The organism is Pseudomonas sp. Q1 (assembly GCF_009935975.1).
GTDB classification, from domain to species: domain Bacteria; phylum Pseudomonadota; class Gammaproteobacteria; order Pseudomonadales; family Pseudomonadaceae; genus Aquipseudomonas; species Aquipseudomonas palleroniana.
This window is the reverse complement of record NZ_QODI01000007.1, coordinates 16877-31044: the sequence shown is the minus strand read 5'-3', so window position 1 is coordinate 31044 and position 14168 is coordinate 16877. Positions and strand designations below refer to the sequence as shown.

Sequence of the window (14168 nt, the reverse complement as noted above, 5' to 3'; positions counted from 1 at the left end):
CCATTATGTACCTGGCTTCCCGCGTTATCGTTAACGATTTTCGCGAGCTCAACACAAAAAAGGCCGCCCATGCAGGCGGCCTTTGTCTTTCACGGATCAGTGGATCAAGCGCCCTGACGCTTGTCCTCCACCTTCCACTTGCCGCCGTCGTAGAACGCTTTCCAGCCGGTAGGCTTGCCGTCCACCTCGGTCTGCACGTACTGCTCCTTGGTCTTGCGGCTGTAGCGGATCACGGCCGGGCGACCGTCCGGATCTTTTTTCGGCGCTTCACACAGGAAGTGGTACTTCGGATCGATTTCATCCTTGTGTGGCACGATCTCCAGCACCAGCGGCGCACGGGTCTCGCGGTTTTTCGGGAACTGGCTGGCCGCCAGGAACAGGCCCGAAGCCCCGTCACGCAGGATGTAGGTGTCGTTGACCTTCTCGCACTTGAGCTCAGGCATCTTCACCGGGTCCATCTTCGGCGGCGCCGCATCGCCGCTCTTCAGCAGCTTGCGGGTGTTCTTGCAGGTCGGGTTGGTGCAACCGAAGAACTTGCCGAAACGGCCAGTCTTGAGCTGCATCTCACTGCCGCACTTATCGCATTCCAGGCTCGGGCCTTCGTAGCCCTTGATGCGGTAGGTGCCTTCTTCAATCTCGTAGCCATTGCAATCGGGGTTGTTACCGCAGATGTGCAGCTTGTGCTTCTCATCCAGCAGGTAAGCGTCCATCGCCGTGCTGCAGATCGGGCAGCGGTGCTTGCCACGCAGGACCAGCGACTCGGATTCGCCCTCATCATCGGCGGCAATTTCATCGCCCGGCACCAGGTTGACCGTCGCCTTGCAGCGTTCTTTTGGCGGCAGGCTGTAGCCCGAGCAACCGAGGAATACACCGGTAGAAGCCGTACGAATCTGCATCGGCCGCCCGCAGGTCTGGCACGGGATGTCGGTCATCACCGGCTGGTTGGCACGCATGCCGCTCTCAGGGCTTTCGGCCACTTCGAGTTTTTTCTTGAAGTCGCCGTAGAACTCGTCGAGGACGTTTTTCCAGTCGCGCTCGCCCTGGGCCACGTCATCGAGGTTCTCCTCCATGCCGGCAGTGAAGCCGTAGTCCATCAGGTTGGAGAAGCTCTCGGACAACCGTTCGGTGACGATGTCACCCATTTTTTCCGAATAGAAGCGACGGTTATGCAGCGCCACATAGCCGCGGTCCTGGATGGTGGAGATGATCGCGGCGTAGGTCGAAGGACGACCGATACCCCGTTTTTCCATCTCTTTTACCAGGCTGGCTTCCGAATAACGCGCCGGCGGCTTGGTGAAGTGCTGGGACGGGTCGAGCTTGATCAACTTCAGGCTGTCGCCCTGGGCCATGTCCGGCAGCACATCGTCGTCGCCAGGCTTGGCAATCTGCGGCATGACACGGGTGTAGCCGTCGAACTTGAGGATACGGCCCTTGGCACGCAGCTCGAAGTCGGAAGCCGCCACGGTGACCGTGGTGGACAGGTATTGCGCCGGCAGCATCTGGCAGGCCAGGAACTGGCGCCAGATCAGCTCATAGAGGCGCTCAGCATCGCGCTCCATGCCGCTCAGCTTGGCGGGCGTGGTATTGGCGTCGGACGGACGAATCGCTTCGTGAGCCTCCTGGGCGCCTTCCTTGCTGCTGTAGACGTTCGGCTTCTCCGGCAGGTACTTGTTGCCGAACTCGCTTTCAATATAGGTACGCGCCATTGCCACCGCGTCCACCGACAGGTTGGTGGAGTCGGTACGCATATACGTGATGTAGCCGGCCTCATACAGACGCTGGGCCATCATCATGGTTTTCTTCACACCGAAGCCCAGGCGGTTGCTCGCGGCCTGCTGCAGGGTGGAGGTGATGAACGGAGCCGACGGCTTGCTGCTGGTCGGTTTGTCTTCACGCTTGACGATGCTGTAGCTGGAAGCCTTGAGCTTTTCCAGCGCGGCCATGGCCTGGGCTTCGTTCAGCGGCTTGAACGCCTCGCCTTTCTCGCGGGCCACTTCAAAGCGTACGCTGGCGCCTTTGGCGGTGCCCAGGTCGGCGTGGACTTCCCAGTACTCTTCGGGGTTGAACGCACGGATCTCGCGCTCACGCTCCACGACCAGTTTCACCGCGACCGATTGCACACGACCAGCGGACAGGCCACGGGCGATCTTCGCCCACAGCAGTGGCGAGACCATGTAACCCACCACGCGGTCAAGGAAACGCCGCGCCTGCTGCGCATTGACCCGGTCGATGTCCAGCTCGCCCGGCTGGGAGAAGGCTTCCTGAATGGCTTTCTTGGTGATTTCGTTGAACACCACACGCTTGTAGCGGCTGTCGTCACCGCCGATGGCTTCCCGCAGGTGCCAGGCAATGGCTTCCCCTTCGCGGTCCAAGTCCGTTGCGAGATAGATGGTGTCGGCATCCTTGGCGAGCCGGCGCAGCTCTTCGATGACCTTTTCCTTGCCCGGAAGGATTTCGTACTTGGCCTTCCAGCCATGATCCGGGTCCACACCCATGCGCGAGACCAGTTGCTTGCGCGCTTTCTCTTTAGGAGTGAGCACCGGACCTTCGCCCGCAGCCGCCTTGCCGCGCTTGGCGGCAGGCTCCTTGCTGGCGCTAGCCGAACCGCTGGTGGGCAGGTCTCGGATATGGCCGATACTCGACTTCACCACGTACTCGTTGCCCAAGTACTTGTTGATGGTCTTGGCCTTAGCCGGGGATTCCACAATGACCAGCGATTTGCCCATGGATCGGAAAATTCCTGAATTCGAGAAGTGAAAGGCAGTTGGCGCCTGTCGCGGCAACGCTATATATAGTGGCAACAAGGTGAGGTCAAGCGCAGCATTCTGCGCGGCCTGCCGTTATTGCCCTGAAAAAAGACTGGGTTCGGCCTGGACCAAAGCAAAGCGCGGGACCTGCTCGCCGTCAACCTCAACGGTCTCCAGGAACATGCTCAACGGGCGCACCCAAAAGCCGTAATCGCCATACAGTGCTTGGTAGAACACCACTTCCTCTTCGGTCTCGGAGTGCCGCGCCACATTAAAAACGCGGTACTGCGGACCTTTATAATGCTGGTAGAGCCCCGGTTCGACTTTCATGCTCTGGCCCTCTTACAAAAATTTGTTAAAAAAAAAATACAAAACCGCCAAAAAACAAAAACCGGGGCACTGGGCCCCGGCTTGCGTCAACTCAACGCTTAGACGCGTTCGAAGACGGTGGAAATGCCTTGGCCGAGACCAATGCACATGGTTGCAACCCCAAGGTTACCGCCATTTTGCTTCATCACGTTAAGCAGAGTGCCGGAGATACGTGCACCGGAGCAACCGAATGGGTGGCCCAGGGCAATTGCACCGCCGTGCAGGTTAACCTTCTCATTCATCTTGTCGAGCACTTTCAAATCTTTCAGCACCGGCAGGGCCTGTGCGGCGAAAGCTTCATTGAGCTCGAAGAAGTCGATGTCGTTGATGGTCAGGCCCGCGCGCTTCAAGGCTTTTTGTGTGGCCGGTACTGGACCATAGCCCATGATTGCCGGGTCCACACCTGCCACCGCCATCGAACGGATCACCGCCAGCGGCTGGATACCCAGGTCCTGGGCACGTTGCGCCGACATCACGATCATGCACGAAGCACCGTCGGTAATCTGCGAAGAAGTACCTGCGGTCACGGTGCCGCCCTTTGGATTGAAGGCCGGCTTCAGGGCCGCCAGGCTTTCCAGGGTGGTATCCGGACGAATGGTTTCGTCGTAGTCGAACAGTTTCAGGAAACCGTTCTCGTCGTAGCCGTTCATCGGGATGATTTCATCCTTGAACTTGCCTTCCACGGTCGCCTTGTGGGCCAACTGGTGGGAACGCAGGCCGAACGCGTCCTGGGCTTCACGGGTGATGCCGTGCATTTTTCCGAGCATTTCCGCAGTCAGGCCCATCATGCCCGAGGCTTTTGCCGCGTACAGCGACATGTGCGGGTTAGGATCGACACCGTGCATCATGCTGACGTGGCCCATGTGCTCCACGCCACCGACCACGAACACATCACCGTTGCCGGTCATGATCGCCTGGGCGGCAGTGTGCAGCGCGCTCATCGACGAACCGCACAGGCGGCTGACGGTCTGGCCGGCAGCCGTGTGCGGGATCTGGGTCATCAGCGACGCCATGCGTGCGATGTTCCAGCCCTGCTCCAGGGTCTGGTTGACGCAGCCCCAGATCACGTCCTCGACTTCGTTCGGGTCGACCTTGACGTTGCGTTCCAGCAGCTTGCTGATCAGGTGCGCCGACATGTCCTCGGCGCGGGTGTTGCGGTGCATGCCGCCCTTGGAGCGGCCCATCGGAGTACGACCGAAGTCGACGATCACGACGTCTCTTGGATTCAAGCTCATAAATATTCTCGCTCTAGTCGTCTGGGCACTTAACCGAAGAAGCGCTGGCCGTTCTTGGCCATTTCACGCAGCTTCGCGGTCGGGTGGTACAGCGGGCCCAGATCAGCGTATTGATCAGCCAGGGCAACGAACTCGGCCACACCGATCGAGTCGATGTAACGCAGCGCACCACCACGGAATGGAGGGAAACCAATACCGTACACCAGGCCCATATCGGCTTCGGCGGCGGTTTCAACGATGCCATCTTCCAGGCAACGCACGGTTTCCAGGCACAGGGCGATCATCATCCAGTTGATGATGTCCTCGTCCGACACCTCACGCTGTTCGTAGATGACCGGAGCCAGCACTTCGTGCACCGACGGGTCGGCCACTTTCTTCTGCTTGCCCTTCTTGTCGGCCTCGTAGGCATAGAAGCCCTTGCCGTTCTTCTGACCCAGGCGCTTGGCCTCGTACAGCGCGTCGATCGCCGAGCGGCGGTCGTCCTTCATGCGGTCCGGGAAGCCCTCAGCCATCACATCGCGACCGTGGTGGCCGGTGTCGATGCCGACCACGTCCATCAGGTACGCCGGGCCCATCGGCCAGCCGAATTTTTCCATGACCTTGTCGATGCGCACGAAGTCCACGCCGGCGCTGACCAACTTGGCGAAACCACCGAAGTACGGGAACAGCACGCGGTTGACCAGGAAGCCCGGGCAGTCGTTGACCACGATCGGGTTCTTGCCCATTTTCTTGGCGTAGGCAACGGTGGTGGCAATGGCCAGCTCGCTGGACTTCTCGCCACGGATCACTTCCACCAGCGGCATCATGTGCACCGGGTTGAAGAAGTGCATGCCGACAAAGTTTTCCGGACGCTTGAGGGCCTTGGCCAGCAGCGAGATGGAAATGGTCGAAGTGTTCGAGGCCAGGATCGTGTCGTCCTTGACCTGGGCTTCCACTTCAGCCAGCACGGCTTGCTTGACCTTCGGGTTCTCGACAACGGCTTCGACTACCAGGTCGACGTGGCCGAAATCACCGTAGGACAGCGTAGGACGAATGCCGTTAAGCACTTCAGCCATCTTCGCGGCGGTCATACGGCCTTTGTCCACACGGCCTACCAGCAGCTTGGCGGCTTCCGCCAGGCCTTGCTCGATACCGTGCTCGTTGATGTCCTTCATCAGGATCGGCGTGCCTTTGGACGCCGACTGATAGGCGATACCGCCACCCATGATACCGGCGCCGAGTACGGCGGCCTGTTTCACGTCCTTGGCGATCTCGTCGTAGGCCTTGGCCTTTTTCTTCAGTTCCTGGTCGTTCAGGAACAAGCCGATCAGGCTCTGGGCCGCCGAGGTTTTCGCCAGTTTGACGAAGCCCGCCGCTTCCACTTCCAGGGCTTTGTCGCGACCGAAATTCGCGGCTTTCTGGATCGTCTTGATCGCTTCAACCGGCGCAGGATAGTTCGGGCCGGCCTGGCCAGCCACGAAGCCTTTGGCGGTTTCGAACGACATCATCTGTTCGATGGCGTTGAGCTTGAGTTTTTCCAGCTTCGGCTGACGCTTGGCCTTGTAGTCAAATTCGCCACTGATGGCGCCCTTGATCAGGTTCAGCGCGGCTTCGGCCAGCTTGCCCGGCGCAACCACGGCGTCGACGGCACCGACTTTCAGCGCGTCTTCAGCCTTGTTTTCCTTACCGGCGGCGATCCACTCGATGGCGTTGTCGGCACCGATCAGGCGCGGCAGACGCACGGTGCCGCCAAAGCCCGGATAGATGCCCAGTTTGACTTCAGGCAGGCCGATCTTGGCGGTGGCCGACATGACGCGGAAGTCTGCGGCCAGGCACATTTCCAGGCCGCCGCCCAACGCGATGCCATTGATCGCGGCAACGGTAGGCACGTTGAGGTCTTCGAAATCGCTGAAAATCTTGTTGGCTTCGAGGTTGCCAGCCACCAGCTCGGCATCGGGCAGCTTGAAGTTGTCGACGAATTCGGTGATGTCAGCGCCGACGATGAACACGTCCTTGCCGCTGGAAACGATCACGCCCTTGACCGAAGCATCTGCTTTGATGGCGTCTACGGCCTGACGCAGTTCGTTCAGGGTTAGACGGTTGAACTTGTTGACGGACTCACCCTTGAGGTCGAATTTCAGTTCGACGATGCCACTTTCAAGAGCCTTAACCGTGATGGCTTTACCTTCGTAAATCATCAACTGATCTCCACGATATGGAAGCTGAACAGTACACATTGAACGCTGGCCTCTGGTTGGGCATTGATAGTTGCGTCAATGCTCACTCCAATCCGCCAGGCACACCCGCCAATGCGATAGTCGGGGTTCTGTATGAGCGGTCTGACAGACAAACGCTCAATTCATACGCCCGTTTGATTTGGGTACGTCACCTTCATTCAATTCCGAGCAATTGTCAATCGCTCCGAAAGGCTAGTAAAAACGCGACTTTCCAGTCATTTCAGAACCTTTAGCCTAGGTGCGCCTCGCATCAATATTCAAACATTCACGAAATCAATAAGAGAAAAGTTCTGGGAAAAGGCTGTACAGAACGGGATATGCCGCTAGGCTAGCGACAACCTTAATGCGCTGGAGAGAACATCCGTCGCGAGAGATACACAAAATTACCGGCCTGCCTGGCCAACTCCAGCCCGATGAACATGTCGGGCTTTTTATTGCCTATTTTTCAGGCCAACGCCTTGAGCAACGCATCAATGTCCTTCAGGACACCAGCTTCGCCCTTCTCCCCCCAATACAGGGCGATCATTTGCCTGTCGGCCTCGACTTTGTAGACATTGGCCGGCAGCGTCGCAAAATGCGGCAACAACTTTTCATCGACGCAGGGTTCACGCCATTGGTTGACCCACATTCCGGGCTCAAGCTGCCAGTAACTCCAGATGGCCGGCGCGCTGCCACGGCGCGGCCGACAGTACTGTGCACAGGGGCTCGGCGGCTCCAGCTTGAGCCAGTGCGGCCACTCCTGGGGCGCCAATTGCATGGTCAGGCCAATGCGGCGTGCCTCCATGCGCAGGGCCATGCGCCCACTCTGATGGCGCGACGGACGCAGCCATGCCAGAGGGCTCAGAACCACCACAAGGATTGACACCACTATCCAGACCGTCATATGTGTACTCCCGAATTTCCAGTTGAGCGGATTTGATCTGACGCAACTCGATCCGCTTGAAAGCAGCCATACTGAATATATTGCAGTCCCCTGGAGGAACGCCCCATGTCATACGAACATATTCTGGTCGCCGTCGACCTGACCGAAGAGTGCGATCCAGTGATCAAGCGCGCCCGTGCCTTTGCGGTCGCAAGCGGCGCGAAGCTGTCGCTGGTACACATCGTCGAGCCCATGGCCATGGCCTTCGGCGGCGACGTGCCCATGGATCTCTCCCAGTTGCAGCAACAACAATTCGACCAGGCCAAAGAACGCCTCGACCGGCTCATCCTCAAATATCCCGAAGTGACCAAGGAAAACTCCCACCTCACTTACGGCCAGCCGCGGCAGGAGATTCACCACCTGGCCAAGGAACAGCACTGCGACCTGATCGTGGTCGGCAGCCATGGCCGCCATGGCCTGGCGTTGTTGCTGGGCTCTACCGCCAATGACGTGCTGCACGGCGCGCCGTGTGATGTGCTGGCCGTCAAACTGGTGAAAAACCCTTCTTAAATCAATGAGGGTCAAATGTGGGAGGGGGCTTGCCCCCGATGGCGGAGTGTCAGTCACCAGATGTATCGACTGACAGACTGCTATCGGGGGCAAGCCCCCTCCCACATTTAAACTGCATTCTCATATGAAAAACCCGGTGCTCATCAGATGAGCACCGGGTTTTTCAATGCACTGGAATCACTCAGGCATCCAGCTCAGCCCAACGCTCCATCAGCACTTCCAGCTCCTGGTTCAATGTCTCCAGGGAAGCGATGACCTTGGCGGTTTCAGCCGCAGGGCGCAGGTAGAAACCCGCGTCAGCCATTTCCGCTTCCACCGCGGCAATCTGCTGTTCCTTGGCGTCGATATCACCCGGCAAGGCTTCCAGTTCGCGCTGCAGCTTGTAGCTGAGTTTCTTCTTGCCAACCGGTGCCGCCGGCTCAACCGGTGCCGCAGCGGCAGCCGGGGCGACGACCGCCGAGTTCAGGTCGGCCTTGCCGGACTTGCTCTCGGTCACACCCAGCAAGCGCGGCGAGCCGCCCTGACGCAGCCAGTCCTGGTAACCACCCACATATTCACGCACCTTGCCTTCACCTTCGAAGACCAGGGTACTGGTGACCACGTTGTCGAGGAATGCCCGGTCGTGGCTGACCATCAGCACCGTGCCGTTGAAGGTCAGCAAGACCTCTTCGAGCAACTCGAGGGTTTCCACATCGAGGTCGTTGGTCGGTTCGTCGAGCACCAGCAGGTTGGCCGGCTTGCTGAACAGCTTGGCCAGCAGCAGGCGCGCACGTTCCCCGCCGGACAAGGCTTTGACCGGCGTGCGTGCACGCTGCGGGCTGAACAGGAAGTCGCCCAGGTAGCTGAGCACATGGCGGCTCTGGCCGTCGATATCGATAAAGTCGCGACCTTCGGCAACGTTGTCGATCACGGTTTTTTCAAGGTCCAACTGATGGCGCAACTGGTCGAAGTAGGCCACGTCGATCTTGGTGCCCTCCTCCACCTTGCCGCTGGTGGGCTGCAGGCCGCTGAGCATCAGCTTGAGCAACGTGGTCTTGCCGGTGCCGTTGGCGCCCAGCAGGCCGATACGATCGCCGCGCTGCAAGACCATGGAGAAGTCCTTGATCAGGAACGGACCGTCCGGGTGATGGAAGCTGACGTTTTCCAGCACCATCACTTGCTTGCCCGACTTTTCGGCGGTATCCAGCTGGATATTGGCCTTGCCGGTGCGCTCGCGACGTTCGCTGCGTTCCACGCGCAGAGCTTTCAGGGCGCGTACGCGGCCTTCGTTACGGGTGCGGCGCGCCTTGATACCCTGGCGGATCCAGACTTCTTCCTGGGCCAGCTTCTTGTCGAACAGCGCATTGGCGGTTTCTTCAGCGGCCAGCGCGGCTTCCTTGTGCACCAGGAAGCTGGCGTAGTCGCCGTTCCAGTCGATCAGGCCACCACGGTCCAGTTCGAGGATGCGCGTCGCCAGGCTCTGCAGGAAGGCACGGTCGTGCGTGATAAACAGCACAGCCCCCTGGAAGTCCTTGATGGCTTCTTCCAGCCAGGCGATCGCGCCGATGTCCAGGTGGTTGGTCGGCTCGTCGAGCAGCAACAGGTCCGGCTCGGATACCAATGCCTGGGCCAGCAGCACACGGCGACGCCAGCCGCCGGACAACTCGGCCAGGGTCTTGTCAGCAGGCAATTGCAGGCGGCTCAGGGTGCTATCCACCAACTGTTGCAGGCGCCAGCCATCGCGGGCTTCGAGGTCTTGCTGGACGTGCATCAGCTTGTCCAGATCGGCATCGGTCACGCAGTTCTGCGCCAGGTGATGGTATTCGGCGAGCAATGCGCCGACGCCGTCCAGACCCTCGGCAACCACATCGAACACTGTCCGTCCGTCGGCTACCGGCAATTCCTGCGGCAGCTCGCCAATCTTGAGGCCCGGCGCGCGCCATACGGCGCCGTCATCGGGTTTCTGATCGCCTTTTACCAGCTTCATCATGCTGGACTTGCCGGTGCCATTGCGGCCGATGATGCACACCCGCTCACCACGGGCGATCTGCCAGGACACCTTGTCCAACAACGGCATAGCGCCGAAAGCAAGGGACACATCGCTGAATTTGAGCAGGGTCATGAGCTTCTCCAAAAACTGGGCGCGCATTCTACCTGAGTTGCGGGTGGGATGCGGCCGGCATTTTCGCTATGAACAGGTTCTACAGGACATTTGCGTCTAACTTGGATCAAGCGGGCCGCAAAGCTTTCACCGGCTGCGGGCAAAAGGCTAAGCTAGGGGCAGTCAGTGTCGGCGGTGCCGGCGCTATTCGTGATTTCTCTGCACGGACGTCTCATGCGCAGCCGCCTTTTCAGCTTTTTATCTTGTCTGCTTCTTTCCGCCACCGCCGTTCAATCCGCCCAGGCCGTGGATCTCACCACCCAACGTCAATATTACGATGAAGCCAAGCGCGCCCTGGCCAAAGGCGACAGCGGCCCCTACATGCAATACAGCCAGGCCCTGGCCGACTACCCGCTTACGCCGTACCTGGCCTACGACGAGCTGACCGCGCGCCTGAAAACCGCGAGCAACGAGGAAATCGAACAATTCCTCGCCAAAAACGGCGACCTGCCCCAGGCCAACTGGATGAAGTTGCGCTGGTTGCGCTGGCTGGCCGACCGTGGCGACTGGCAGACCTTTGAAAAGTACTACGACCCCAAGCTCAACTTCGTCGAACTGGACTGCCTGCACGGTCAATATCAGCTCACCCACAACCTGAAAGCTGAAGGCTACAAGACCACCGAGAAGCTGTGGATGACCGGCAAGACACAACCCACCGCCTGCGACGCCACCTTCGGTCAATGGGCGGCCGACGGCCAGCTCACCGAGAAAAAGATCTGGGACCGCGCCAAACTCGCCGCCGAAGCGCGCAACTACGCACTGGCCAACAGCCTGGTGAAAACCTTGCCGACCCTCGGCGCCCAAGGCCGCTTGATGGTGGATGTCGCGCAAAAGCCTGACATGCTCGGCGACCCGTCGCGCTTCCTGCCGGCCACCGAAGCCATGTCCGATGCAGTTGGCCTGGGCCTGCGCCGCCTGGCGCGCCAGGACCCGGACAAGGCCATGGCCCTGCTCGACGGCTACGCCAGCAGCATGCACTTCTCCCGTGACGAAAAAGTGTCGATCGCCCGCGAAATCGGCCTGACCCTGGCGCGCCGCTACGACCCGCGCGCGCTGGACGTGATGACCCAGTACGATCCGGAGCTGCGTGACAATACCGTCTCCGAATGGCGCCTGCGCCTGTTGCTGCGCCTGGCTCGCTGGGAAGAAGCCTACCAGCTCACCCGCAAACTCCCGCAAGACCTGGCGACCACCAACCGCTGGCGCTACTGGCAGGCGCGCAGCCTGGAACTGGCCGAACCGAAAAACCCACAGGCGCTGGTGCTGTACAAAAACGTGGCCAAGGAACGGGACTTCTACGGGTTCCTCGCCGCCGATCGCTCCAAAGCGCCCTACCAGCTGACCAACAAGCCACTGGTCATGAGCCAGGCACTGATGAACAAAGTGCGCAACACCCCCGGCGTGCGTCGTGCCCTGGAGTTCTATGCGCGGGGCCAGGTGGTGGATGGCCGCCGCGAGTGGTACCACGTCAGCCGTCACTTCAACCGTGACGAGATGGTGGCCCAGGCCAAGCTGGCCTACGACATGAAGTGGTATTTCCCGGCAATCCGTACCATCAGCCAGGCGCAATACTGGGACGACCTGGATATCCGCTTCCCGATGGCGCACCGCGACACCCTGGTGCGCGAGGCCAAGGTGCGTGGACTGCATTCAAGCTGGGTGTTCGCTATCACCCGCCAGGAAAGCGCCTTCATGGACGACGCCCGCTCCGGCGTCGGCGCCAGCGGCCTGATGCAACTGATGCCTGGCACCGCCAAGGAAACCGCACGCAAGTTCAGCATCCCGCTGGCCTCCCCGGCCCAGGTGCTCGACCCGGACAAGAACATCCAGCTCGGCGCCGCCTACCTGAGCCAGGTGCACAGCCAGTTCAGCGGCAACCGCGTCCTCGCCTCTGCCGCCTACAACGCCGGCCCCGGCCGTGTACGCCAATGGCTGCGCGGGGCGGACCACCTGAGCTTCGATGTGTGGGTTGAAAGCATTCCTTTCGACGAAACCCGCCAGTATGTGCAGAACGTCCTGTCTTATTCGGTGATCTACGGGCAAAAGCTCAATTCCCCCCAACCGCTGGTGGATTGGCATGAGCGCTACTTCGACGATCAGTAACAACTTGTAGTGAGCGGGCTTGCCCCGCGCTGGGTGGCGCAGCCGCCCCAACCAGGACACCACGGTGTTTCAGGAATACCGAGGTGCCTGGCTTTGGGGCGGCTGCGCCCCCCAGCGCGGGGCAAGCCCGCTCACTACTTGTCGCCTTCCTTCCCATCACTGAACTGCAAAGCGGCCAATCGCGCATACAGCGGGTTGATCGCAATCAACTGCTGGTGCGTGCCGACCGCGATCAATTTGCCTTGATCCATGACTGCGATCCGATCCGCGTTCTTGACGGTTGCCAATCGATGCGCAATCACCAGCGTGGTGCGCCCTTGCATCAACTGCGGCAGCGCCTGCTGGATCAAATGCTCGCTCTGGGCATCCAGGGCGCTGGTGGCCTCGTCCAACAGCAGGATGGGCGCATCTACCAGCAATGCACGCGCGATGGCCAGGCGTTGGCGTTGACCGCCGGAAAGGCCCATGCCGCCGTCGCCGAGGTGGGTCTGGTAGCCGTCGGGCATTTGCAGGATAAAGTCGTGGGCGTGGGCAATGCGCGCGGCGGCTTCGACCTGCTCACGCGTGGCGGACGGGTTGCCGTAGCGGATGTTTTCTTCGACGCTGCCGAAAAACAGCGCCGGGCTCTGGGATACCAGGGCAAAATGCCGACGCAGGTCCATGGGGTCGAGATCGGTCAGCGGGTGGCCTTCCAACAGGATGCGGCCTTGTTGTGGATCGTAGAAGCGCAGCAACAGGTCGAAAATCGTCGATTTACCCGCCCCGGACGGCCCCACCAGGGCGAGGGTTTCGCCAGGGTTGATCGTGAGGCTCAGGCCATCGATGGCATAGCGGTCTGGCCGCGACGGGTAGGAAAAATGCAGGTCCTGCAATTCCATACGCCCGCTGACCCGCTCCGGCAACTGCAGCGTGCCAGTGGCCGGTGCCTGGATCTCGTTGCTCGACTGCAATAGCTCGCCGATACGCTCAGCGGCCCCCGCAGCGCGCTGCAATTCCCCCAGCACCTCACTCAAAGTGCCTACGGCACTGCCGACGATCAAGCTATAGAACACAAACGCCGCCAGTTCACCGCCGGAAATGCGCCCGCTGATCACGTCCATGCCACCCACCCACAGCATCACCCCCACGGCGCCCAGCACCAGCATGATCACCAGCGTAATCAGCCAGGCCCGTTGGGCGATGCGCTTGCGCGCCGTGGCAAACGCGTCTTCCACGGTCACGGCGAAGCGTTGTTCGTCCTGCACCTGGTGGTTGTAGGCTTGCACGGTCTTGATCTGGCCGAGGGTCTCGGACACGTAGCTGCCCACATCGGCGATACGGTCCTGGCTCAGGCGCGAGAGGCTGCGCACGCGGCGACCGAAAATCAGGATCGGCGCCAGCACCAGCGGCAAGGCCACCACCACAATACTGGTCAGCTTGGGGTTGGTGACAAACAACAAAACGATGCCGCCGATGACCATCAATCCGTTACGCAGGAACAACGACAAGGACGAGCCGATCACCGATTGCAGCAGCGTGGTGTCGGTGGTCAGCCGTGACTGGATTTCCGAACTGCGATTGTTTTCATAGAACCCCGGATGCAGATAGATCAGGTGGTTGAACACCTGCCGACGGATGTCCGCCACCACCCGCTCGCCAATCCACGAGACCAGGTAGAACCGGGTAAAGGTGCCTACGGCCAGGCCCAGCACCAGCACCATGAACAGCCCGATGGACTGGTTGAGCAGGTGCGGTGACTGGGTCATGAACCCTCGGTCTACCAACAGACGGATGCCCTGCCCCATCGACAAGGTGATACCCGCCGTGACAATCAGCGCCAACAAGGCTCCCAGCGCCTGCCAGCGATAGGGCGCAATAAAACGGCTGGCCAAGCGAATCGCATGACGTTGACGGACTGAGAACATGGAGGGTTTCACCTGCGCCAAG

The 14168-nt window shown here is 60.3% G+C and carries 9 protein-coding genes; 2 read left to right on the top strand and 7 right to left on the bottom strand.

The window, feature by feature from the left end:
• Positions 1 to 104 precede the first annotated feature (104 nt).
• The 5 genes from topA to DK870_RS12405 form a co-directional block, all read right to left on the bottom strand.
• Entirely contained in the window at positions 105 to 2726 is a 2622-nt protein-coding gene (gene topA / locus DK870_RS12425; RefSeq protein ID WP_060753144.1) for a type I DNA topoisomerase, read from the bottom strand.
• Positions 2727 to 2840: 114 nt separating this feature from the next.
• A complete protein-coding gene (locus DK870_RS12420; protein ID WP_021490990.1) occupies positions 2841 to 3077 on the bottom strand; it encodes a DUF1653 domain-containing protein in 237 nt (78 codons plus the stop codon).
• A gap of 98 nt (positions 3078 to 3175) precedes the next feature.
• Positions 3176 to 4351: an acetyl-CoA C-acyltransferase FadA gene (gene fadA / locus DK870_RS12415; protein ID WP_016975260.1), complete on the bottom strand. Its 1176-nt coding sequence runs from the start codon at positions 4349 to 4351 to the stop codon at positions 3176 to 3178.
• Positions 4352 to 4380: 29 nt separating this feature from the next.
• A complete protein-coding gene (gene fadB, locus DK870_RS12410) occupies positions 4381 to 6528 on the bottom strand; it encodes a fatty acid oxidation complex subunit alpha FadB (protein ID WP_060753143.1) in 2148 nt (715 codons plus the stop codon).
• Between the two features lie 484 nt (positions 6529 to 7012).
• Positions 7013 to 7450, bottom strand: coding sequence for a hypothetical protein (locus DK870_RS12405; RefSeq protein WP_161548744.1), 438 nt, complete (start codon positions 7448 to 7450; stop codon positions 7013 to 7015).
• Between the two features lie 105 nt (positions 7451 to 7555).
• Between DK870_RS12405 and DK870_RS12400 the strand changes: the two genes are divergently transcribed.
• Positions 7556 to 7999 carry a universal stress protein gene (locus tag DK870_RS12400; RefSeq protein ID WP_060753141.1) on the top strand — a complete coding sequence of 148 codons (444 nt, stop codon included), beginning with the start codon at positions 7556 to 7558 and terminating at the stop codon, positions 7997 to 7999.
• 181 nt (positions 8000 to 8180) lie between these two features.
• On the opposite strand, the gene DK870_RS12395 is transcribed toward DK870_RS12400, so the two are convergent.
• Complete coding sequence (locus DK870_RS12395) at positions 8181 to 10100, bottom strand: ATP-binding cassette domain-containing protein (protein WP_104995824.1); 1920 nt, start codon at positions 10098 to 10100, stop codon at positions 8181 to 8183.
• Between the two features lie 213 nt (positions 10101 to 10313).
• On the opposite strand from DK870_RS12395, the gene DK870_RS12390 reads away from it, so the two are divergent.
• Positions 10314 to 12242: a transglycosylase SLT domain-containing protein gene (locus tag DK870_RS12390; RefSeq protein WP_060753139.1), complete on the top strand. Its 1929-nt coding sequence runs from the start codon at positions 10314 to 10316 to the stop codon at positions 12240 to 12242.
• 134 nt (positions 12243 to 12376) lie between these two features.
• On the opposite strand, the gene DK870_RS12385 is transcribed toward DK870_RS12390, so the two are convergent.
• A complete protein-coding gene (locus DK870_RS12385) occupies positions 12377 to 14146 on the bottom strand; it encodes an ABC transporter transmembrane domain-containing protein (RefSeq protein WP_161548743.1) in 1770 nt (589 codons plus the stop codon).
• Between the last annotated feature and the right edge of the window lie 22 nt (positions 14147 to 14168).

Coding starts and splice junctions, on each gene's coding strand:
- DK870_RS12390 (WP_060753139.1), top strand. CDS start 10,314: ATGCGCAGCCGCCTTTTCAGCTTTTTATCTTGTCTGCTTCTTTCCGCC.
- fadA (WP_016975260.1), bottom strand. CDS start 4,351: ATGAGCTTGAATCCAAGAGACGTCGTGATCGTCGACTTCGGTCGTACT.
- DK870_RS12385 (WP_161548743.1), bottom strand. CDS start 14,146: ATGTTCTCAGTCCGTCAACGTCATGCGATTCGCTTGGCCAGCCGTTTT.
- fadB (WP_060753143.1), bottom strand. CDS start 6,528: ATGATTTACGAAGGTAAAGCCATCACGGTTAAGGCTCTTGAAAGTGGC.
- DK870_RS12405 (WP_161548744.1), bottom strand. CDS start 7,450: ATGACGGTCTGGATAGTGGTGTCAATCCTTGTGGTGGTTCTGAGCCCT.
- DK870_RS12395 (WP_104995824.1), bottom strand. CDS start 10,100: ATGACCCTGCTCAAATTCAGCGATGTGTCCCTTGCTTTCGGCGCTATG.
- topA (WP_060753144.1), bottom strand. CDS start 2,726: ATGGGCAAATCGCTGGTCATTGTGGAATCCCCGGCTAAGGCCAAGACC.
- DK870_RS12400 (WP_060753141.1), top strand. CDS start 7,556: ATGTCATACGAACATATTCTGGTCGCCGTCGACCTGACCGAAGAGTGC.
- DK870_RS12420 (WP_021490990.1), bottom strand. CDS start 3,077: ATGAAAGTCGAACCGGGGCTCTACCAGCATTATAAAGGTCCGCAGTAC.